Annotated in this window: 20 protein-coding genes, 1 tRNA gene and 1 riboswitch; of the genes, 11 read left to right on the top strand and 10 right to left on the bottom strand. The window is 74.3% G+C overall.

Going from position 1 to position 20,820, the window contains the following annotated elements; translation table 11 throughout:
- Positions 1 to 5: 5 nt before the first annotated feature.
- Positions 6 to 1,232, bottom strand: a complete 1,227-nt coding sequence (locus ACI8AP_RS08880; RefSeq protein WP_456588977.1) for a murein hydrolase activator EnvC family protein — start codon at positions 1,230 to 1,232, stop codon at positions 6 to 8.
- 10 nt (positions 1,233 to 1,242) lie between these two features.
- A riboswitch (cyclic di-AMP (ydaO/yuaA leader) is annotated at positions 1,243 to 1,398 on the bottom strand.
- A 160-nt stretch (positions 1,399 to 1,558) separates the two neighbouring features.
- On the opposite strand from ACI8AP_RS08880, the gene ACI8AP_RS08875 reads away from it, so the two are divergent.
- Both ACI8AP_RS08875 and ACI8AP_RS08870 read left to right on the top strand, forming a co-directional pair.
- A tRNA-Ile gene (locus ACI8AP_RS08875) sits at positions 1,559 to 1,632 on the top strand.
- A gap of 401 nt (positions 1,633 to 2,033) precedes the next feature.
- Complete coding sequence (locus tag ACI8AP_RS08870; protein ID WP_456588976.1) at positions 2,034 to 3,341, top strand: heparin lyase I family protein; 1,308 nt, start codon at positions 2,034 to 2,036, stop codon at positions 3,339 to 3,341.
- 109 nt (positions 3,342 to 3,450) lie between these two features.
- On the opposite strand, the gene ACI8AP_RS08865 is transcribed toward ACI8AP_RS08870, so the two are convergent.
- The 4 genes from ACI8AP_RS08865 to ACI8AP_RS08850 are packed head-to-tail and all read right to left on the bottom strand — an operon-like array spanning position 3,451 to position 6,912.
- Positions 3,451 to 4,113 (bottom strand): SGNH/GDSL hydrolase family protein, encoded by a 663-nt coding sequence (locus ACI8AP_RS08865; RefSeq protein ID WP_456588975.1) that lies wholly within the window; start codon positions 4,111 to 4,113, stop codon positions 3,451 to 3,453.
- 34 nt (positions 4,114 to 4,147) lie between these two features.
- Positions 4,148 to 5,065, bottom strand: coding sequence for an AEC family transporter (locus ACI8AP_RS08860; RefSeq protein ID WP_456588974.1), 918 nt, complete (start codon positions 5,063 to 5,065; stop codon positions 4,148 to 4,150).
- A 27-nt stretch (positions 5,066 to 5,092) separates the two neighbouring features.
- On the bottom strand, positions 5,093 to 6,493 hold the full coding sequence (locus tag ACI8AP_RS08855; protein WP_456588973.1) for an alpha/beta fold hydrolase: 1,401 nt from the start codon (positions 6,491 to 6,493) through the stop codon (positions 5,093 to 5,095).
- Positions 6,490 to 6,912, bottom strand: coding sequence for a hypothetical protein (locus ACI8AP_RS08850; RefSeq protein WP_456588972.1), 423 nt, complete (start codon positions 6,910 to 6,912; stop codon positions 6,490 to 6,492). Before ACI8AP_RS08850 ends, ACI8AP_RS08855 begins: the two co-directional genes overlap by 4 nt.
- Positions 6,913 to 7,044: 132 nt before the next feature.
- Here ACI8AP_RS08850 and ACI8AP_RS08845 point away from each other — a divergent pair, with 132 nt between their 5' ends.
- On the top strand, positions 7,045 to 7,461 hold the full coding sequence (locus ACI8AP_RS08845) for a PaaI family thioesterase (protein ID WP_456588971.1): 417 nt from the start codon (positions 7,045 to 7,047) through the stop codon (positions 7,459 to 7,461).
- 6 nt (positions 7,462 to 7,467) lie between these two features.
- Here the strand turns inward: ACI8AP_RS08845 and ACI8AP_RS08840 are convergent, their stop codons facing one another.
- Positions 7,468 to 8,760, bottom strand: a complete 1,293-nt coding sequence (locus ACI8AP_RS08840; RefSeq protein WP_456588970.1) for a hydroxyacid-oxoacid transhydrogenase — start codon at positions 8,758 to 8,760, stop codon at positions 7,468 to 7,470.
- Between the two features lie 139 nt (positions 8,761 to 8,899).
- On the opposite strand from ACI8AP_RS08840, the gene ACI8AP_RS08835 reads away from it, so the two are divergent.
- The 4 genes from ACI8AP_RS08835 (at position 8,900) to ACI8AP_RS08820 (ending at position 13,146) form a co-directional block, all read left to right on the top strand.
- A complete protein-coding gene (locus ACI8AP_RS08835) occupies positions 8,900 to 9,868 on the top strand; it encodes a cyclase family protein (protein ID WP_456588969.1) in 969 nt (322 codons plus the stop codon).
- A gap of 10 nt (positions 9,869 to 9,878) precedes the next feature.
- A complete protein-coding gene (locus ACI8AP_RS08830; RefSeq protein ID WP_456588968.1) occupies positions 9,879 to 11,528 on the top strand; it encodes an AMP-binding protein in 1,650 nt (549 codons plus the stop codon).
- A 369-nt stretch (positions 11,529 to 11,897) separates the two neighbouring features.
- On the top strand, positions 11,898 to 12,956 hold the full coding sequence (locus ACI8AP_RS08825) for a hypothetical protein (RefSeq protein WP_456588967.1): 1,059 nt from the start codon (positions 11,898 to 11,900) through the stop codon (positions 12,954 to 12,956).
- Between the two features lie 43 nt (positions 12,957 to 12,999).
- Positions 13,000 to 13,146: a hypothetical protein gene (locus ACI8AP_RS08820; RefSeq protein ID WP_456588966.1), complete on the top strand. Its 147-nt coding sequence runs from the start codon at positions 13,000 to 13,002 to the stop codon at positions 13,144 to 13,146.
- Here ACI8AP_RS08820 and ACI8AP_RS08815 read toward each other — a convergent pair.
- Complete coding sequence (locus ACI8AP_RS08815) at positions 13,143 to 14,177, bottom strand: NAD-binding protein (RefSeq protein ID WP_456588965.1); 1,035 nt, start codon at positions 14,175 to 14,177, stop codon at positions 13,143 to 13,145. The genes ACI8AP_RS08820 and ACI8AP_RS08815 overlap by 4 nt on opposite strands.
- Positions 14,178 to 14,341: 164 nt before the next feature.
- Here ACI8AP_RS08815 and ACI8AP_RS08810 point away from each other — a divergent pair, with 164 nt between their 5' ends.
- Positions 14,342 to 15,529, top strand: a complete 1,188-nt coding sequence (locus tag ACI8AP_RS08810) for an acyl-CoA dehydrogenase family protein (protein ID WP_456588964.1) — start codon at positions 14,342 to 14,344, stop codon at positions 15,527 to 15,529.
- Positions 15,530 to 15,572: 43 nt separating this feature from the next.
- On the opposite strand, the gene ACI8AP_RS08805 is transcribed toward ACI8AP_RS08810, so the two are convergent.
- The gene (locus ACI8AP_RS08805) at positions 15,573 to 15,833 is read right to left on the bottom strand and encodes a hypothetical protein (RefSeq protein WP_456588963.1); all 261 of its coding nucleotides are present in this window, start codon (positions 15,831 to 15,833) and stop codon (positions 15,573 to 15,575) included.
- 186 nt (positions 15,834 to 16,019) lie between these two features.
- Between ACI8AP_RS08805 and ACI8AP_RS08800 the strand changes: the two genes are divergently transcribed.
- Together ACI8AP_RS08800 and ACI8AP_RS08795 are read left to right on the top strand one after the other, a co-directional pair.
- Entirely contained in the window at positions 16,020 to 16,325 is a 306-nt protein-coding gene (locus ACI8AP_RS08800; protein ID WP_456588962.1) for a hypothetical protein, read from the top strand.
- Between the two features lie 29 nt (positions 16,326 to 16,354).
- Positions 16,355 to 17,131 carry an esterase/lipase family protein gene (locus ACI8AP_RS08795; RefSeq protein ID WP_456588961.1) on the top strand — a complete coding sequence of 259 codons (777 nt, stop codon included), beginning with the start codon at positions 16,355 to 16,357 and terminating at the stop codon, positions 17,129 to 17,131.
- Between the two features lie 54 nt (positions 17,132 to 17,185).
- On the opposite strand, the gene ACI8AP_RS08790 is transcribed toward ACI8AP_RS08795, so the two are convergent.
- Both ACI8AP_RS08790 and ACI8AP_RS08785 read right to left on the bottom strand, forming a co-directional pair.
- A complete protein-coding gene (locus tag ACI8AP_RS08790; protein WP_456588960.1) occupies positions 17,186 to 18,121 on the bottom strand; it encodes an alpha/beta hydrolase in 936 nt (311 codons plus the stop codon).
- 44 nt (positions 18,122 to 18,165) lie between these two features.
- Positions 18,166 to 19,665, bottom strand: coding sequence for a flavin-containing monooxygenase (locus ACI8AP_RS08785; protein WP_456588959.1), 1,500 nt, complete (start codon positions 19,663 to 19,665; stop codon positions 18,166 to 18,168).
- Positions 19,666 to 19,726: 61 nt separating this feature from the next.
- Between ACI8AP_RS08785 and ACI8AP_RS08780 the strand changes: the two genes are divergently transcribed.
- Positions 19,727 to 20,791 (top strand): AraC family transcriptional regulator, encoded by a 1,065-nt coding sequence (locus ACI8AP_RS08780; protein ID WP_456588958.1) that lies wholly within the window; start codon positions 19,727 to 19,729, stop codon positions 20,789 to 20,791.
- Positions 20,792 to 20,820: the final 29 nt, after the last annotated feature.

Genomic DNA, 20,820 nt, shown 5'->3' with positions numbered 1-20,820 from the left:
CAGCCTCAGCCGCAGCTGCCGCCGAGGGTGATGCCGCGCTGGGCCAGCCACGGCACCGGGTTGGACCGGTTGGCGTACAGGCCACCGAGGTGCACCTCGAAGTGCAGGTGCGGGCCGGTGGACTGGCCCCGGTTGCCCACCTCGGCGATCTGCTGCCCACCGCTGACGACCTGGCCCGGCGAGACGAAGAACTGGTTCACGTGCCCGTAGACGGTGATGGCCCCGTCGTGGTGCTGGATGGCGACGGCGAGGCCGAACCCGCTGGCCGGCCCGGCCTGCAGCACGACCCCGGGCTCCGGCGTGAAGATCGGGGTGCCGATCGGCGCGGCGATGTCCACGCCGAGGTGCTGGGTACCCCACCGGCTGCCGTAGCAGGAGGTGACCCGCCCCTGGGTGAGCCGGCCGGCCCCGGCGGTCGCGGGAGCCGCCGCCACGGCCGCCTGCTCGGTGGCCTGCTGCTCGGACCAGGCGGCGACGGGGTCGGCCGTGCCGCGGAGGCTGAGCATGCGGATCTCCGCCTCGCGCAGCTGCTCGTCCAGCGCCGCCTTCTCGGCGGTGAGCGCATCGAAGTCGGTCTGCGCGGCCGCGAGGAGGGCGTCGACCTCCGCCTGCATGCCCTGGGCCTTGCGCGCTGCGGCATCCCGCTCGGCGACGGCGGCCTTCGCCTCCTGGTCGAGCCGGGCCTCGCGGGCCTCGGCCACCCGCAGGTCCTCGAGCACCTGCGCGCGATCCTCACCGAGGAGGTCGAGCGTCGCGGCCTGCTGGAGGAGCTCCCCCGGGCCGTCGGCGTGCAGCACCATCTCCAGCTGCTTCATGGACTTGTCGCTGCCCATGTAGGCCTCCCGGCCGAGGGCGGCTACCTCACCCTGGGTACTCGCCACGGCCTCCCGGACGGCGGCGAGCTCGGCGGCGATGGCGTCGGCGTGCTCGCGGGCGCGGTCGAGCTCGGCCTGCGCGGCGAGCACGGCGCCGCTGGCCTCCTCTGCCCGGAGGGTGAGCTGCTGCAGGCGCTCCTCTGCGTCGCGCACGCGCTGCTCGATGTCGGCGACCTCCGCCTCGACGCGGTCATGCTCGCTGCGCGCGTCGCCCGGCGCGGCCGCCGCGGTCGACGTCCCGAGCAGTGCGAGCGCCAGCAGTGCGGTGGCGGCGGTGGCCGCCCGACGGGTGCGGCTGAGGGCCCGGCGCGCGGGCGCGGCCGGGACGTGGTGGCGCAGGTGGTGCGAGGTCGCCAAGGCGACGGTCTCCGTTCCTCTATCCGCCTACCAGGTCAGCTGACGGGTTCGGGCCGGAACATGCCCTACCTGCCTGCCCGTGGTGGCGCAGGCGGGATTCACCCCAGAGAACGTGGGTCCCCGGTCCCCGCGGCGGTGAGGCCGCAGAGTTCGGCGGGGCCCGTCCGAGCCCCCGGGTTTCGGGAGCGGGATCGGATGGGCCGCGAGAGACGGTACAAGCGGATCGTCCGAATGTCACAGGGGGGTAACGGACCTTGTCAGTTCGCCCCACCGGCCCCAGGACGTGGCTGCGGCGCCGCGGCGCCGTCTGGCAGGCTGGCGGGTCCGGGGCGGTAGCTCAGCTGGTCAGAGCATGGGACTCATAATCCCTGGGTCGTGGGTTCGAGCCCCACCCGCCCCACCTCTCCCATGCCAGCGGTGTCGTGCCTGGCGCTCGCGCCTCCCTGTCCGCGTGAGCAAGGACACGGCTCCCAATGGGTGTAGGCGCCTCGGCGTCAGCGGTGCGCCACACCGGCGCCGCGGCCGGAAGGCGACCGGCGCGCCTCTGCACCGCCGCCTTCATGACGTGGCGTAATTGATGCGTGACAGAACGTTCAGCCGTCGTCGGTTCGACCGGTGGTGTCACCGCCGCAGCCCCGGACGCGGCGTCCGAGCGGCATCTGCAGCGCCTGCCCGGCTCCCCTCGAGGGCCGGTCTCGTGCTCGCCGTCGCCACCGCCGTCCTGACCGATGCCGGCGGCGGCGTCCATGCCGCCGACCGCCTCGTCCAGACCCCGCTCGACCTGATCTGAGGACCGACGCCATGAACAAGCGCAACCTGGCCGTCCTGGCGGCCCTGACCCTGATCGGCGGCGCCGGACTCGCCGACGCCGTCCTGGCAGCCCCTCGGCCCGTCACATCGCACACGCAGGCCGCCGCCGTGCTGCTCGCCCCGGCCGATCTCATCGGCGAGGCCGTCGATCAGCGGGCTTCGCTGGACTGGACGGGGGTGCCCGGGGCCCGCGACTACCTCGTCATCGACGTCACCTCCGGCGCCGCCGGTCGCATCGTGGGCTCCACCGGCGCCACCGCCTGGACGTCGCCCCGGCTGCCGCTGTCCACCCCGCGGTACGCCTTCGTGGTCGTGCCGCGGGACCACGCCAAGGTGCAGGGTGAGCGGACGGAGCCGGTGCACATCTACCCCGGCGGCCAGCCGGCCGAGCCGACCACCCCGGCCGAGGCGGCCCCGGTCACCACGACGCCCCCGCCCGAGCCCACCACCACCGAGCCGCCGGCGCCGTCCACGGAGCCCACCACGCCTCCGACGACCACGACGCCGACGACCACGACGCCCCCGCCCGCGACCGACCCCGAGTCCGACCCCGAGCCCGAGCTGCCCGCCGTCCAGCCCACGCGGGTCTGGGGCTACGACGCCACGACGCTGGTCCCCGGCCCCTGGCCCGAGATCCACGCCCTCCGGTCGGACCAGTACGGCACCACCACGGCCAACCCGTACCCCGGCTCGGAGCGCACCGCCTTCTTCACCGTGCAGCGCGGCGACACCGGCTGGAACGGCACGCACGGCACCCTCCGCTCCGAGGTCCGCGACTCGATCGCCGCCTCCGGCGACGTCCGGCCCGGCGACGAGCAGTGGTGGGCCTGGTCCACGTTCTTCCCGGCCGACTTCGACTGGGACGAGCGCGGCCAGTTCCTGATCTACACGCAGTGGCACCAGACGGTGAACTCCGGCAACCCCAACGTGCACTTCTGGTCGGACGTGAACGAGAACCTCATGGTCGACGTCCGGGGTGGCACGGGCGGCAGGACCGCCGGCGACGCGCAGTACGTCCGGACCTTCAACCTCGGCACGATCGACAAGGGCGCCTGGAACGACCACACCGTCCGGTTCATCTGGTCCCCCGACCCGGCGAAGGGCCTCATCGAGGTCTGGCACCAGGGCGAGAAGGTCCTGTCCGAGCGGGTCGCCAACCTGTACGAGGGGCAGTCCGTCTACATCAAGCAGGGCATCTACTCGGCGGCCGGGACCTACCGGACGCACTACCTCCAGCACTCCCCGATCGGCTTCGGCCCGACGCGCGAGTCCGTCGCGTCACTGAACGCGATGGACTGACCTGCTCGGCTCGCCGGGTCCGGCGAGCAGGCCCGACCGTCATGGGGTCGCTGCCCGCAGTCCGGAGCTCTCCGGACTGCGGGCAGCGCGCGGCCCCTGCGGTCGGCGTCTAGGTCACGGCCTCCGCCACCAGGTCGGCCAGGGCGCGGGCGCCCGCCTCCGTCGGATGGACCCCGTCCCGGGTCAGGTCGCGGTCACCCAGCACGCCGGCGAAGTCCACCAGCTCGACGCCCGTCCTGTCCGCCAGCCGGCGGACCGCGGCGTTCAGGGCCGTGGCGTCCGTGTCCGTCCACGGCTGCACCGTCGCCAGCAGCACCGTGCCCGCGGCCTCCTGCCCCAGCCGGACCGCCCGGCGCAGGTTCGCCACCGTCTCCCTCGTCGGCACCCCGAGGCGGAGGTCGTTCGTGCCGGCCTGGATGACCAGGACATCGACCCGCGGCGCGTCGGCCTCCAGACGCCCCAGCACCTCCGCCGCCGTCTCCCCGGCCACGGCCGCGTTCGCGCCGTCGGTGAACTCGTCGGAGCAGACGAGGTGGGAGTACCAGGAGCGGCCGCCGTGGAAGCCGAACCGGGGCTCGCTGTCCGCGCGGCTGATCGAGTCCCCGTACACCGCCAGCGACCGGCTCCCCTCGTCGCCCACCCACGTGACGCACTCCGCGTGCACGGCGCCCCGGGCGACGACCCGCGTCGGGCTGCCCGGGATCAGGACCGACAGGACCAGGGCGAGCCCGACGATCCCGCCGGTGATCGCGATCGTGCGCCGCCGCGACATGCCTCAGGACGCTAGCGGACCGCACGCCTCCTCCTCAGCCCGCGACCAGCAACCACAGCGGCACGGTCCCGAGCGCGGCCGTCGTCGCCAGGGAGATGTGCGCGGAGACGAACCCGCCGTTGCCGCCCATGCGGGCCGTCAGCACGTAGGACGCCGTGGCAGGCGGCACGACGGCGAACGCGAGGACGACGGCGCGCTGGTCGCCCTCGATGCCCAGGAGCGCCACGAGGGCCAGCGCCGCCGCGGGCACCGCGAGCAGCTTGACCGCCGTCAGGTAGCCGGAGAGCGCCCACTCCCGGCGGGCCAGCTCGCCGATCCGCAGCGCCGCACCCACCGTCAGCAGCCCCATGGGCACGGCCGCGGCGGCGATCCGGCCGAGCGTGGCGTCGACCGGTTCCGGCAGCACCACGCCGGCGGCGTTGCCGGCGAGCCCGGCGACGGTCGCCACGATCAGCGGGTTGCGGACGACGGCCCCGAGCACGCCGAGAACGGCGCCGCGTCCGCTCGCCGCAGTGGTGCCTCCCGCGAGCGCCAGCACCGCGAGGACGTTGACCGCGGGCACGGTGACGCCCAGCAGGACGCCCATCAGCGCGAGCGCGGCCGGCCCGCGGTCGTCGACGAGGGCCAGCGCCAGGAAGGAGTTGAAGCGGAACGCCGTCTGCCACCCCGAGGCCGCGGTCACCCGGTCGATGCCCGGGAACCACCGCACGAGCGCGCCGAGCAGCGCGCCCGCCGCGATCGCCCCCACCGCCGCCAGCAGGGCCACCCCCGTACCGGCCGCGGCGACGTCGGCGGCGAGCGTGGTGCGCAGCAGCAGGGCCGGGAACAGCACGAAGTACACGAGGCGCTCGAGTTCGGCCCAGAATTCCGGGGACCGCCAGGCCCAGCGCCGCAGCAGCAGCCCCAGGACGATGAGGGAGAACTCGGGCAGCACCACCGCCGCCCCCTGCACCACGGCAGACTAGCCAGCGCGGCCACGTCACCTCCGGCCGATCTCGTAGACGTGCGCGACGACCGTCGCCGGCTCGCCGGGCGGCACCAGGAAGGGCGCGGCGGCGGCGCGGAACGCGGCCAGCGACGGGTCCTCCCCGGCATCGACCGCCCGGGCGGCGGGCCGGTACGCCGCCCCGATGGCGTGGTTGTCCGCGACGCTGCCGTGCTGCGCCGCGAAGGTCACGGTGGTGACGTTCGGGCTGTCGTCGTTGGCGCGGCTGTCCAGCTGCGGGACGAGGTCGTGGCGGTTCTCCAGCGCGAGGAGCTGCACCTCCGGCGGGACGTCGACGCGGGCGACGGGTGCCCCGACGGTGACCACGGCGCGCACGTCGAACCCGAAGCCCGGGCCGCCGGCGTCCGCGGCCGCCTGCGCGGCCACCATCCCGCCCTGGCTGTGCCCGACCAGCAGCACGGGGTCCGACGGCTCCGCACCGGCCCGGTGGAGCGCCTCGGCGATCCCCGCCTGGCGCGTCGTCGTGTCACCGCCGAGCACCCGGAGGCTGGTCCCGAGGTCGTGGGTCCGCGGGTGGACCGTGCCCGACGGCGCGTTCCAGACGCCGGTGCCGGGGATGTCGACGACGTAGGCGGTGCCACCGTCGGCGCGGGTGAGCACCCGGACGGCGATCGTGTCGCGCGCCGGGCCGGACTTCCGTGCCCGGACCTCGAGCGCGCCCAGCAGGTCGTCGATCCCGCGGGGTGGCGCGGTCGCGGGACCGCTGACGTCGTCGGGCAGCCGCGTGACCACCGGGGCTCCGTCGGGCCAGAGCCGTCCGAGCCGGCGGGCCGCGGCGCCGACGTCCTCACCGCCGAGCCAGCGGCCGGTGGGGCCGACCGCGAGACCGCCGGCCATGGTGGCCGCACCGGGCAGCGCGCCCATCGCGTCGTCGACCAGCCCCGGGCGGTCGGTCAGCCAGCGCTCGGGGTCGGCGAGCAGCGCGGTGACGTCGGCGGCCGCGCCGGTCGGGTCGCTGACGGCCCGCCCGGCAGTGCCCAGGACGAGGGCCGCCGCCGTGACCGGCCAGAGGCAGCCGGCCGCCCACTCCAGGTCGTCGGCCAGCTCGGCGAGCGCGCGGTCGGCCGCCTCGTAGGCCGCGGCCGCGTCCTCCAGCGCGACGGCCCGCGCCGCGAACCGCACCGCGAGCGCGGTCAGTGCGCGCGGACCGTCCAGCGCCTCCAGCAGGGCGGCACCCACCCGCGCCCCGCCCGCAGGGTCCAGGAGCGCGGAGGCCAGCAGGTCGGGGTCGGCGAGCACCAGGTGGCACGCCGCGCTGGTGCGGGCGAGCAGTTCGGCCAGGCCCGCGCTGCTCCGGCCCAGGGTGACGAGGTCGGCGAGCTCCGCCTCGACGCCGCCGGCCCCGCCGCTGACCGAGAGCTCGGGGGCGGTCACCACAGGCCCGCGCCGCTCAGCCGGGCCGGCACCGCGCGCCAGGCGTCGGCACCCGCCTCGGGGAGTTCGCCCAGAACCTCACCCACCTGCTCGAGCGCGTTCTCCCCGCGGGCGGCCCGCTCGGCCAGCCACGACCGGACCGCCCGCTCCGCCCGGGCGATCGCGGCGAGCCGGGCGCGCACCTCGTCGGCGTGCCGGCGCAGCAGCTCCGCGGCCCGTTCGATCGCCTCGGCCGCGGCGTCGACGTCCGCGCAGTCCCGCGCCTGCTGGCGCCGGTACGCCGTGGCGGCGTCGGACACCCACTGGGCCCGCCGGCCGTCGCGCCGGTGCTCCTCCCCCGCTTCCCGCACCTCCCGCGCACGCCGCACGAGCTCGGCCGCCAGCGCGTCGAGCGCCTCGGGGTCCCCGTACCGGATCACCGCCGCTCCTCCCCTGGTCCCGCGATCGAGGCGGAGACGTCGAGGCGGAGGCTAGGAGCGCGGGCGCACCCCGCGACGGGCTCCGGTCGGGCCTGTGGGAAGCCACCGGGGCTGTTGATGGATGCTGACCGGGTGACCGGCGAACCCGTTACCGACGCCCACGTGCAGGCCGTCCTGGACATCCCGCTCCACCGGTTCCTCGGGGTGGAGCTGCGCGACGCCGGGAACCCGGCGGCCGGCATCCGCTTCCCGGTGGGCCCCGCCGCGCAGAACCCGGCGGGGCTGCTGCACGGCGGCGTCGTCTACGCCCTCCTCGACGTCGCCTCGTTCCTGGCGTTGCTGCCCTCCCTCGGCGACGGCGAGCACGCGGTCACCCACGACGTCTCCGCCTCGCTGCTGCGACCGGTGGCCGCCGACTCCACCGTGGAGGTGACGGCGACCGTGCTGCGCCGCGGCCGGGCGGTCGCGTTCATGCGGGCGGAGGCCACCGTGGACGGCGTCCTCGTGGCGACCGGTCAGGTCACCAAGACCGTCGTCCCCCCTCGCTGAGGGGCCTCACCACAGCGAGAGCGACCGCCGGAAGATGCCGGCGAGGTCGTCCTCGGTGACGGCGCGCGGGCAGGTGGCCAGCAGCCGCTGCTGCTTCATCGCGCCGTCGACGAGGTCGGGGATGTCCGACTCGCCGAAGCCGACGGCACCCACCCCGTTGGGGATGTCGATGTCGCGCATCAGGTCGGCGAGCACGGTGGGCAGGAACTCCGCCAGGTCCGCGGGGCGGTCGGCACCCGGCGCCAGCAGCTCGGCCGCCCGGACGTGCCGCTCCGGGGACGCCTCGAAGGTGAACCGGAAGGCCTCCGGCGCGGTGAGGGCGACCGACATCCCGTGCGGGACCATCGCCTCGTCGCCCGGGTAGTCCTTGGGGTGGAAGTCCTTCACCTGCCCGGCGATGGGATAGGCATTGGCGTGCGGGATGTGCACGCCGGCGTTGCCGAAGCCCATGCCGGCGAAGGTGGCCGCGATCGCCATGTCCGACCGCGCCTGGACGTCGTCCCCGTTGCGGACGGCGGTGCGGAAGGACCCGGCGAGCAGGGTGAGCGCCTTCTCCGACCACATGTCCGAGATCGGGTTGGAGCCGCAGTAGGGCACCCGCTCCTCGGGGGACTTGTGCTCGTAGGTGGTGTACCAGCGGGCGGTGTAGCTCTCCAGCGCGTGGCAGAGGATGTCCATGCCCGACGCCGCGGTCACGCCGGAGGGCTGGCTGCGGGTGAGGTCGGGGTCGATGACGGCCAGGGTGGGGCGCAGCCGGGCGTGGCTGATGCCGGTCTTCACCCGGGCCGAGATCACATCCATCACGCAGATCGTCGTGCTCTCCGACCCGGTGCCCGTCGTCGTCGGGACGGCGACCAGCGGCTTGAGCGGCTCCGACGGCGCCTGCCCCTTGCCGACCGGGACGTTGACGTAGTCCATCAGCTCACCGGGGTTGGTGGTGAGCAGGTTGATCGCCTTGGCCGTGTCGATGCTCGACCCGCCACCGACGGCGACGAACGCGTCCCAGGGACCCGACGACCGGGCCTCGTCGATGGCAGCGACCAGGCTCTGGTCGGTCGGCTCGACGTGGACGCCGTCGAACACCCGCGCCTCGATGCCGAACTGCGCCATCTGGTCGGCCACCCGCTGCGGGTGCCCGGTGGCCGCGACCCCCGGGTCGGTCACGACGAGGACCCGCCGCACGCCGTACCGGCTGAGGTCGAAGCCGATCTCGTCGGAGGCGCCGTTGCCGAACTTCAGCTGCGGGGCCCCGTAGGTGAAGACGGACTCGGGGTTGCCGGGCACGGTGCTGGTGGTCAAGGGGGCTCCCTGCGGCTCGGTCGGCGTCGGTTGCACCGAATGTTGCACGCCGGTTGTGGTCGGCACCACAGCGGCGAATAGTCCAGGTCACCGCCCCGCCCGTCGACGGACGGGCCCCTCGACCAGCCCGGAGGCCTCTGTGACCGACACCCCCGCGACCGCGCCCTACCTCGGTGAGCTCCTCAAGGACGCGCCCACCAACTGGGGCAAGTGGGGGCCCGACGACGAGGTCGGCGCGCTGAACTACCTCGGTCCCGAGCAGGTGCTCGCCGCGGTCAAGCTGGTCCGCTCGGGCAAGGTCTTCACGCTGCAGCGCCTCATCGGTGACCCCAAGGGCGACCCGGTGTGGCCCGGCCGCACCCCCGCCGTGCGCACCCAGGTGCTGGACGAGAGCGACTGGGACGAGGGGGGCAAGGGCGCCCAGTACCCCGGCGGCCTGCACTACGCCGACGACAAGATCGACGCCTACCTCCAGGGCTCCACCCAGTACGACGCCCTCGGCCACCTCTGGTACGACGGGAAGATCTACAACGGCTACGACGCCCGGACCACGGTCGGCGGGCTGGAGAAGGCCAGCGTCGCGCCGATCGCCGAGCGCGGCGTCGTCGGCCGTGCCGTGCTCCTGGACATGGCGCGCTTCCGCGGCAAGCCCACCCTCGACAAGGGCGAGACCTTCACCCACGAGGACCTCGTCGCCTGCGCCGAGGCGCAGGGCACGCCCATCCAGAAGCGCGACATCCTCGTCATCCGCACCAACTTCCTGCAGCTCTTCCACGAGCAGGGCGAGGCCTTCTACGAGGGCTTCAACGAGCCGGGGCTGGTCTACTCCCCCGAGCTGGTGCGGTGGTTCCAGGACATGGAGATCCCCAACCTGGTCACCGACACGATCGCCAACGAGGTCACCTTCGACCCCAACAACGGCGTCGCCCTGGTGCTGCACAACGCGCTGATGCGCAACCTCGGGGTCACCCTCACCGAGATCGCCGACCTCGAGAAGCTGGCCGCCGACTGCGCCGAGGACGGGCAGTACGCGTTCCTGTACGTCGCCGCCCCGCTGAAGGTCGCGAAGGCGGCCGGCACCCCCGTCAACCCCGTCGTCATCAAGTGAGGCCGCGGTCGTGACCGGCTACGACGACCGGCCCTGGCTGGCGCTCTACGGCGACCAGCCGGCCGACTACCCGATCGAGTACGACACCGCCCTGGACATGTTCCGGGCCGGGGTCGAGCGGGACCCGCTGGGCGTCGCGCTGCGGTACTTCGACGGGACGATCACCCGCCGGGAGCTCGACGAGCTCAGCGACGCGCTCGCCGTCGGCCTGCTCGAGCGCGGGTTCGGGCCGGGCGACCGGCTGGCGGTCTACCTGCAGAACGTGCCGCAGTTCGTGATCGCCATGGTCGCCGCCTGGAAGGCCGGCGGGATCATGGTGTCGATCAACCCGATGAGCCGGGCCCGCGAGCTCTCCTACCTGCTCGCGGACTCCGGGGCCACGGTGCTGCTGGCCCTGGAGACGCTCTACGACGAGGTCGCGCGCGAGGTCGTGCCGGACACCGACGTCCGCCTCGTCCTCACCACGAGCGAACTGGAGTTCCAGACGCGGGACGACGAGCGGCTCTTCGCCGGCATCAGCCGGCAGCGGCACGAGGGGACGACGGACTTCGCCGAGTTCGTCGCCGTCCACCGCGGCCGGGTGCCACCGCCGGTCGGCCTGCGCTCCGACGACGTGGCGTTCCTGACCTACACCTCGGGGACCACCGGCGTGCCCAAGGGCGCGATGAACACCCACCGGAACGTGGTCTTCACGGCACAGGTCTACCGCGACTGGGTGCACGCCGGCCGGGACGGCGCGATCTTCGGCGTCGCCCCGCTGTTCCACATCACCGGGCTGATCGGGCACATCGCGGTCAGCCTGCTGGTGCCGGCGCCGCTGGTGCTGGCCTACCGGTTCGAGCCCCAGGTCGTGCTCGACGCCTTCGCCGAGCACCGCCCGGCGTTCACCATCGGGGCGATCACCGCGTTCAGCGCACTGCTCAACGCCCCGGGGTTCACGCGTGACCACTTCGACTCGTTCACCTCGATCTACTCCGGCGGTGCGGCCATCTCGCCGACCGCCGAGCAGAACTTCCTGGCCGCCACCGGTAAGCAGGTGCACAACGCCTACGGCCTGACCGAGACGACCTCGCCGATGACGGTGACGCCGTTCGGGTCGCCGTCGCCGGTGGACCCGGTCTCGGGTGCGCTGTCGGTCGGTGTCCCCGCTCCGAACACGGTGGTGCGCATCCAGGACGACGACGGCCGCGACCTGCCTCTGGGCGAGATCGGCGAGATCGTCGCCGAGGGGCCGCAGGTCGTGGCCGGCTACTGGGGCAAGCCGGAGGAGACGGCGGCCGGCCTGCCCGGCGGTGCGCTCAAGAGCGGCGACGTCGGCTTCATGAACGACGAGGGCTGGGTGTTCATCGTCGACCGCAAGAAGGACATGATCAACGCCTCGGGCTACAAGGTGTGGCCGCGGGAGGTCGAGGACGTGCTGGCCGAGCACCCCGCCGTCCGCGAGTCGGCGGTGGTCGGCGTGCCCGACGAGAAGCGCGGCGAGACCGTGAAGGCGTTCGTCAGCCTCAAGCCGGGGGCGAGCACGACGTCGGAGGAGCTGATCGCGCACTGCAAGGAGCGCATGGCCGCCTACAAGTACCCGCGCAGCGTGGAGCTGGTCGACGAGCTGCCCAAGACGGTGACCGGCAAGATCCTGCGCCGGGAACTGCGGGGTCGGTGACGCCTCCGAGAAACGAGGGCGGTGCCGTTTCGGAAGCCCTCCCGGATCGCCCACCGGACGGCTAGCGTCCAGCTGCTCCTTCTCGGCCGTTCCCCCGGCTCGTCGATCCTGGCGGTGATGACGATGACCACCCCGCCCCAGCCCCCCGCCGGGGATGTCCCGGTCCCGGGGGTGGATGCCGCGGCACCCACCTCGGGCGCCCCCGGGGTGCAGCGGCCGTCGCCGGTTCCCCGGGATCCCTCGGCCGTCCGGCACGCGGCGCCGGCACGCGGGCGCTTCGTGCCGAGGCGGGCGACGGCTCCGACCTCGCCATCGACCCGCCGCGCCGCGGAGGCGGCGGCCCTCCGCCGGTTGCGTGCCCTGGGCGTGGTGACGGGCGGGCTCGGGTCCGCCGCGCTGGTCGCGCTGAGCGGGGCCGGCCTGCCCGCGGCCGGGTCCGCCGGCCTGCAGGTGGCGGCGGACGACCGGGCGGAGACGCGGATCTGGCTGCTCCCCCCTGAGGGAGGCAGCGGCATGGGGCCGCTGGTGATCCCGACCATCGGCGCTCTCCCACCCGGCGACGAGGACTGGTTCCTGCCCGGTGCTCCCACCGCCGGCGTTCCCCGCCCCGTACCGCCGGCCCCCGGGGACGCGGGAGGGCGGCCCGCGCCGCCGTCTCCGTCGCCGTCGCCGACCCAGACGCCGGAGCGATCCCACGACGACCCGGGCGAGCCGCTCGACGAGGAACCCGCCGGCGACCCGGTCCCCGCCGCCGTCGAGGCCACACCCTCCCCCGGCCCCACGTCAGCTCCGTCCGCGTCCCCGGACCCGGCGTCCTCGCCACCGCTGCCCGCCCCGGCACCCCTGACCACCCCGGCATCGCCGGCGGTGCCGCCACCCGGCGAGCCGCCCACCGAGCCCCCCTCACCGCCGTCCACCGAGCCACCACCGACCGAGACGCCCGAGCCACCACCCACGGAACCGCAGCCCACCGAGACCCCCGAGCCACCACCCACCGAGACCCCCGAGCCGGCCGTGGTCCTCGTGCCCGGTGCGCCGCTGGAGGTGCGGGATCCCGCGACGAGCGACCTGGTCCTCACCGTCACGGTGGAGGAGGTGCTGCCCGGCGTGAGCTGCGCCGACGCCGCCGTCGTCCCCAGCAACGGGTCGCTGGTCGCGGTCCGGATCACGGTGACCACCGGCGCCGACCTCTCCGCGTTGGGGAGCGAGCGCAGCGTGGCGGCCGGGGACTTCCGCCTGGTCGGGGACGACGGCACGGTCGTCGCCGGCGGCTCCCCGGCCGGGGTGTGCGACACCGGCGCGGCGCCCTTCCCGGCGGCTCCGCTCGGACCGACCCAGGAGCTCACCGGCACGGTGGTGCTGGACGTGCCCGGGCTGTCGGGGACCGTGCTCTACCGCCCGGGGTGGCTGGCCCCCGGAGACGAGTGACGACCGGGGGGCGGCGGGCGCCGCACTGCGGCAGGGTGGGGGCATGACGACGGAGCACGAGACGCCGCAGCCCCGCGACATCGCCCTGGAGCAGGAGTCGCCCGAGATGGCGGCATCCCTGGAGGAGCAGAGCGCGCCCCGCGAGGCCCCGCAGGGCGACGAGGGCGACGTCGAGGGCCACCCCTCCTAGGTGCGCCGGACGGCGGTCAGCTGCCGGGCCGGGATGCGGCCGGCCGCGACGTAGTACAGCGTCGTCCCCACCTCGAGCGGGGTGTCCCACGGCGGGCTCACCGCGAGCCCGCCGTGGCCGCGCACCGCCAGCACGGTCGCGCCGAAGGCCTCGCCGAAGTGCCGCTGGCACCCGCCGAACGTCGCGTGCGGGAAGCCCGGCGGAACGGTCAGCGAGTAGGTGTTGCGCCCGCCGTGGGTCATCAGCTCGCTGTAGACCTGGGTGATGCCAGGGTCGTTGGCCTCCTCGGTGAGCAGGGACGGCATGTGCCACTGGACGCCCTGCACGCCGGCGCTGACGTAGCGCAGCGTGTCTCGCCGCTCGAGGTCGCGCAGCGCCGCGACGAGGTGGACCCCGGGGTGGGCGTGCTCGGCGGCCACCACGACGGCGAGCGTCTCGTTGTCATCCCGCACGTCGACGACCACCGTCCGGGCCCGCGGCACGCACGCCCGCTGCATGACGTCCTCGTGGGTGAGGTCGCCGCGGACGAAGTGCACCGCCGGCTGGTCGGGCATGGGGTTCTCCATGACGTCCTCCCAGGCGCACAGCGCGACCTGGGTCCGCCCCTCGGCGGTCAGCTCGGCGACGATCCGCTCGGTGCGCCCGGGCCAGTAGCCCAGCAGCACCACGTGGTCGGACAGGTCCAGGGGAACCACACCTCTCAGACGGCGGCCCCGCAACGACTGCAGGGCCTCGGACAGCCGGGTGAACAACAGGGTCAGGGTGACGATGCCGCCCACGATCACGTAGGCGCCGATGACCCGGCCGACGACGGAGCTGGGGAAGACGTCGCCGTAGCCCACGGTCGCGGCGGTGACGAGGAAGTACCACCAGTAGGTGCCCGGCGCGGTGATGTCGCTGCCCACGGGCTCGACCAGCGCCATCGCCAGCCAGCTGGAGAGGAAGACGAACACCGCGACCGCCAGCGGCAGCCGCCAGCCGGTCAGGCGCAGCCGGACGAACCGCGTGAAGCGGTGGAGGAGGAACGGCAACGGAGCTCCAGGGGCAGGGACCGGGACGACGCAAGCTACCGCGGCGCGCCCCGGGCAGTGCCGCACCGACCACGCGCCGCGACCAGCGCGATCAGCAGCCGCGCCGCCCCGGCGACGCACCGGACGACGGGCGGCATGTACCTGTTCGTCGTACGTTCGGGACCGTGACCGTCGACAGCCCTGACTTCTACGCCATCGATGACCTCCTCGAGCCGGAGGAGATCGAGATCCGCGACCGGGTCCGGGCCTTCTGCGACGCAGAGGTCACCCCGCACATCAACGACTACTGGGAACGCGCGGAGTTCCCCTTCGAGATGGCGCAGAAGCTCGCCGGGCTCGGCGTCGTCGGCGGCACCATCGAGGGCTACGGCTGCCCCGGCATGAGCAACGTCGCCGCGGGCCTGGTCGCCGCGGAGCTGGCGCGCGCCGACGGCAGCATCGGCACCTTCAACGGCGTGCACAGCTTCCTGGCGATGCAGTCGATCGCCGTCCTCGGCGACGAGGAGCAGCGCGAGCGCTGGCTGCCCGAGATGGTGCGCCTCGAGAAGATCGGGGCGTTCGGCCTGACCGAGCCCAAGCACGGCTCCGACGCCGTGGGCCTGGAGACCTCGGCCCGCCGTGACGGTGACGCCTTCGTGCTCAACGGGCAGAAGAAGTGGATCGGCAACGGCACGATCGCCGACTACGTGATCATCTGGGCACGCGGCGAGGACGGGAAGGTCGGCGGTTACGTCGTCGAGAAGGGCACGCCGGGCTACGAGGCGACGGTGATGACCGGCAAGACAGCGCTGCGCGCGGTGTGGCAGGCCGAGATCACCCTCACCGACGTCCGGGTTCCGGTCGAGAACAAGCTGGCCAACTGCCACTCGTTCAAGGACGTCTCCTCGATGCTCGACCGGACCCGCTACACGGTCGCCTGGCGGGCGCTCGGCCTGGCGACGGCGTCCTACGAGCTGGCCCTCGCCCACGCCCTGCAGCGCGAGCAGTTCGGGCAGCCCATCGCCGGCTTCCAGCTGGTGCAGGACAAGCTCGCCCGCATGCTGGCCGAGATCACGTCGATGCAGCTGATGTGCTGGCGGCTGTCGAAGCTCGCCGACGCCGGCCGGATGACGGCCGCCATGGCGTCGCTGGCGAAGATGAACCACGCGGCCAAGGCCCGGGCGATCGTCGCCGACGCGCGGGACATCCTCGGCGGTGACGGGATCCTGCTCGACCACCACGTCGCCCGTCACCACGCCGACATGGAGGCGATCTTCACCTTCGAGGGCACCGACTCGGTGCAGGCGCTGATCGTCGGCCGGGCGATCACCGGGCTGTCGGCGATCAGCGGCCGGAAGCCCGAGCAGCGCTGAGCCGGTCGGCCGGCTCCGGCCGGCCGACCAGGGGGCCCCGGGGTCAGCGGGCGGTGGTCAGCCGGCTGTCGACGGCGGTGAGGCGCGCGCACTCCGGGCAGCCGGTGCGGCCCACGCCGACGCGCTGCCACTTCTGCGTGCCCCAGACCTGGACGATGGCCCCGCAGACGGCCAGCTCCACCTCGCCGTCGAGCTCGGCCGGCGGGCGGTGGGCCTCCACGGCGTGCCACGGGTAGCTCGGTTCGGTGCGCGGCCCGCCGGACCAGCGGTCGGGACGGGCGAAACCCACGGCGTACGTGCTCACCTGCAACCAGTGCCCCACGTCACGGCCGGTCAATCACCACGATCGGGCGAAAGCGGCTCCCCGCCGACCGCCGTCGCCACCACGCTGCGCGACCGACCCGCCGGTGCCGCCGTCACCGGCGGTCACCCCGCCGGGGGACGGCGTTCGCGCGTTACCGTCGATGTCTCGCGCAGGAGGTGCACGTAGATGGATCCGATCAGCCTGCTGGTGGGCGCGGCGCTGCTCGGCGCCGGCTTCGTCGCCGGGCGACTGGGCCGGGGGCGGCGGAGCGCCCCGCCCGCACCGATGACCCCGCTCTGCGGCTGCGGGCACACGCTGAGCCAGCACGACACCGAGAGCAACACCTGCTACGCCGAGCTGCGGCGCGACACCTACGACAAGCGCGGTCGCTGGTCCGGTCACAGCTGGGTGCCGTGCACCTGCCGCCAGTACGTCGGCCCCCGGCCGATCGACGAGGTGTTCGTCCCGCGCGTGCTGCCGCCGAGCGACTGATCCCGCCTCCGGCCGGGCATGCACCTCCGGTGAGCACCCCGTCCGGGCGCCCTCGGGGCACCCGCACCGACGACCTGCTGGCCCTCACCGAGCCGGCCCGCGCACTGGTCAGCGCCGGCGCGCTCGCGGCCGGGTCCCCGCTGCTCCGGTTCGCCCCGCGCGGCGAGCCGCACCCGGTCGTCGTCCTGCCGGGCTGGCTGGCCTCCGACGCCTCCACCCGGACGCTGCGCCGCTGGATCGGCCGGCTGGGTCACCCCGTGGTCGGCTGGGACCTCGGCCGCAACCACGGGCCCCGGCCGGAGGTGGTGGACGGCGTCCGGGCGCTGGTGCAGCGGCTCGCCGACGAGCACGGCGGCCCGGTGAGCATCGTCGGCCAGAGCCTCGGTGGCATCTTCGCCCGTCGGTTGGCCGAGCGATCCCCGCAGCTGGTGCGGCAGGTGGTTTCGCTCGGCTCCCCGGTCGCCGGCGTGCCGTCCCGGCCGCGCCGCGCCGCCGTGGGCGCCGGCATGTACCAGGAGTACCGGCGCCTGCGTGCGGTGCGGGACGTGCGTCCCGCCCCGGCGCTGCCGGTGCCGAGCACCTCGGTTTACTCGCGCTGGGACGGCGTCGTCGACTGGCGCACCTGCCTGCAGCAGGAGGGGCCGATCAGCGAGAACGTCGCCGTGCACGCCAGCCACCTGGGCATGGGGCTGGACCCGGCCGTGCTGTGGGTGGTCGCCGACCGGCTGGCCCAGCCCCGCGGCGCCTGGCGGCCGTTCCGGCGACCCACCCGTCTCGGACTGCGCGCCTTCTTCCCCACCGGGTGAGCGACGGGGCGCGGGCGGGGCCAGGGGCACTGGCCCCGCGCGCGGCCGGCCGGCTCAGCTGCGCAGGAGCTCCCCGAAGCGGGCGCTGGTCTCGTCGATCGCCGTCTGCGCGGCCGGCGAGATCGTGCCCATGTCGAAGAAGCCGTGGATCATGCCGTCGTAGCGCCGCACGTCGGCGGGAACGCCCGCGGCGCGCAACGCCTCGCCGTAGGCCTCGCCCTCGTCCCGCAGCGGGTCGTACTCCGCCGTGACGACCACCGCCGGGGGCAGGCCCGAGAGCTCGGCGCCGTGCAGCGGCGACAGCCGCGGATCCTGCGCGTCGTCCCACGCGCCGGCGTAGTGGCCGTAGAACCAGTCCATGGTGTCCTTCTCGAGGAAGTACCCCTTGGCGTTCTCGATGCGGGACGGGTACTCGCCCTCGGCGTCCACCGCCGGGTAGATCAGGAACTGCGCCGCCAGCGGCGTGCCGTCGGCGTGCAGCACCTGCGCCACGACGGCGGCGAGGTTGCCACCGGCGCTGTCCCCGGCGACGCCCAGCCGCTGGTCGCCACCGAACTCGTCGAGGTGCGCCGCGATCCAGCGCGCGGCGGCCACCGCGTCGTCCGCCGCGGCCGGGAACGGGTGCTCCGGGGCCAGCCGGTAGTCGACGGCGACCACCACGGCGCCGCTCCCCCGGCACACGTTGCGGGCCATGTTGTCGTGGGTGTCGAGGTCTCCGATCACCCACCCGCCGCCGTGGAAGAAGATCACCGTCGGGAAGGGCCCCTCGCCCTCCGGGCGGTAGACGCGGGCCCCCAGGTCGCCCTCGGCGCCGGGGACGGTGCGGTCCTCGGTGCTCCCCACGGGCACCAGCTGCTCCGGGGTGCGGGCGCCGTGGGTGAGCGCCAGGTACAGCGCCCGCCCGGCCTCGGGGGTGCCTTCGTACATGGGCGGCATGCCGGCCTGCTCCATCATGGTCAGCATCGCGGCGATGTTCGGGTCGACGGGCACGGGCGACTCCTGTTCTGGGTGGATGGGGGGGACGGTGCGGGCGGTCAGCGGTAGACGAGGGACGAGTCGTCGAGGTCGACGGCGGGCAGCGCCGTCCGTTCCTCCGCGTACTCCAGCAGGTGGGTCCAGGGCTCGCGGTCGCCCTGCTTGAACATGCGGCCCGCCGAGCGCATGACGTAGCCGGAGTTGAAGTTCTCGGGGTCGGCCCACGGACGCAGCGGCATGTCGGCGTCCTCGGGGCGCAGGGTCGGGACGACCACGGTGGCCCCGCGCTCCTGCATGTGGGCGAGCAGCCGGCAGACGAGCTCGCTGACCAGGTCCGCGCGCAGCGTCCAGCTGGCGCGGAAGTAGCCGAACACGTAGGCCATGTTCGGCACACCGCTGATCATCGTGCCGCGCCAGGTGACCCGCTGGGTGAAGTCGACCGGCTCGCCGTCGACGGTGAACGCGATGCCGCCGAAGAGGCTCAGGTCGAAGCCGGTCGCGGTGACGACGACGTCCGCCTCGAGCTCCTCCCCCGACGACGTCCGGATCCCCGTCTCGGTGAACGTCTCGATCGTGTCGGTGACGACCGAGGCGCGCCCTTCCCGGATGGCGGTGAACATGTCGCCGTCGGGGAGCAGCGCCAGCCGCTGCTGCCAGGGCCGGTAGCTCGGGTTGAAGTGCTTGTCGATGTCGAACCCCTCGGGCAGCTGCGGGCGCATCGACTCGATGAGCAGCTCCCGCAGCTCGTCCGGCGCCTCGAAGGAGAGCCGGGTGATCTCGTCGCCCTCCGCGATGTAGGCCCGCCGGAGGATCTCGTGCGTCCACTCGTCCGGCACGTCCAGAGCGCGCAGGGTCTCGGCCAGCTCGTGGGTCTTGGGCCGGGCGAAGAAGAACGTCGGGGAGCGCTGGAGCATCGTCACGTGCGCGGCGGTGTCGGCCAGCGCCGGCACCAGCGTGGCCGCGGTGGCCCCGGAGCCGATGACGACGACGCGCTTGCCGGTGGTGTCCAGGTCGGCCGGCCACTGCTGCGGGTGCACGACCGCCCCGCGGAACCGGTCCATGCCCGGCCACTGCGGCCGGTAGGGCCGGTCGTGGTCGTAGTAGCCCTGGCACATCCACAGGAAGTCGGTCGTGAGGGCGAGCTGCTCGCCGGTGTCCTCACGCGTGACCTGGACGGTCCACCGGCGCTCCGCGGACGACCAGGACGCGGTCGTGACCCGGTGCCGGTACCGGATGCGCTCGCCCAGCCGGTCCTCGTCGATGACCTCGTCCAGGTAGGACAGGATCTCCTCCGACGTCGCGATCGAGGCACCCCGCCACGGCTTGAACCGGTACCCGAAGGTGAAGAGGTCGCTGTCGGAGCGGACGCCGGGATAGCGGTGCGTCCACCACGTGCCACCCCGGCTGTCGAGGGCGTCCAGGATGACGAAGCTCCGGTCCGGGAAGCGCTCCCGGAGGTGGTGCGCCGCCCCGATCCCCGAGATCCCCGCGCCGACGATCAGCACGTCCACGTGCTCGGTCGTCCCCGTCGTCACCGGCTGTTCCGCGATCGCCGTCATGCCCGTACTCCCCTTCGTGCGTGACCGGTATCACTCGCGAACGTAACGACGCGGAGCCGCTGTGAGCCATGACACAATCGGCCGCACCTTGATGTATTCGGCCAACCCCGTCCACGCCGCGGCCCGGGGCACGGGCAGCGCGGCGCTGCTGTGCGCGCTGGCCGAGGAGCACGGGCTGCCGCGCGGCCGCCTCCTCGGGGCCGCCGGCATCCCGGCGGCGGCCCTGGACGACCCGGCTGCCGAGATCACCGCCGAGCAGGAGGTCCGGCTGGTCGCCGCGCTGGCCGCCGAGCTGCCCGAGCACGGCGGCCTGGCTGCCGGGGTGCGCTACCGCCTGGCCACGTACGGCATCTGGGGCTTCGCCCTCCTCTCCAGCCGCACGCTGCGCGAGGGGCACGAGGTCTCGATGCGCTTCCTCGACCTGACCTACGCGCTCACCCGGGTCAGCGCCCAGGAGCACCACGGCGAGCTCGCCCTCTTCTTCGACGACCTCGAGCTGCCCGAGCCGGTGCGCCGGTTCGTCCTGCTGCGCGACGCGTCGGCCGCGCTGCAGCTGTGGCGCGAGTCCCTGGGCCGCCCCGTCGTCCCCCTGCGCGTGGAGCTGCGGCTGCCGCAGCCCGCCGACCCGGCGCCGTACCACGCCGCGTTCGGGGTGCCGCCGCGGTTCGGCGCCGCCCGCTCGGTCCTGGTCTTCGACGCCGCGCTGCTCGACCAGCCGCTGCCGCAGGCGGCGCCCCTGACCGCCGCCCTGTGCGAGGCGCAGTGCCGGGAGCTGCTCGAGCGACGGGTCTCCCGCCGCGGGCTGAGCGGCCAGGTCCGCGACCTGCTGCTCCGCCGCCCGCAGGAGATGCCCGGCCAGGAGGCCGTCGCCGCCGAGCTGCACATGAGCGTGCGGACGCTGCGCCGCCACCTCGAGGAGGAGGGGACGAGCTTCCGCGCCGTCGTGGACCAGACCCGGCGGCACCTCGCCGAGGAGCTGCTCGTCACCGTGGGGCTGAGCGTCGAGCAGGTCGCCGAGCGCATCGGCTACTCGGAGGCCTCGGCCTTCGTCCACGCCTTCCGGCGCTGGACCGGGGTCAGCCCGCGGCGCTGGGCGCGGTCGGCCCGCGCCGACGCGCACACCTGAGGCGCCCGCCGGCCCTCGGACGACCTGCC

Source organism: Blastococcus sp. SYSU DS1021 (genome assembly GCF_054050995.1).
Note: the sequence above shows the minus strand (reverse complement) of the source record. Positions and strands in the feature narration are given on the sequence as shown.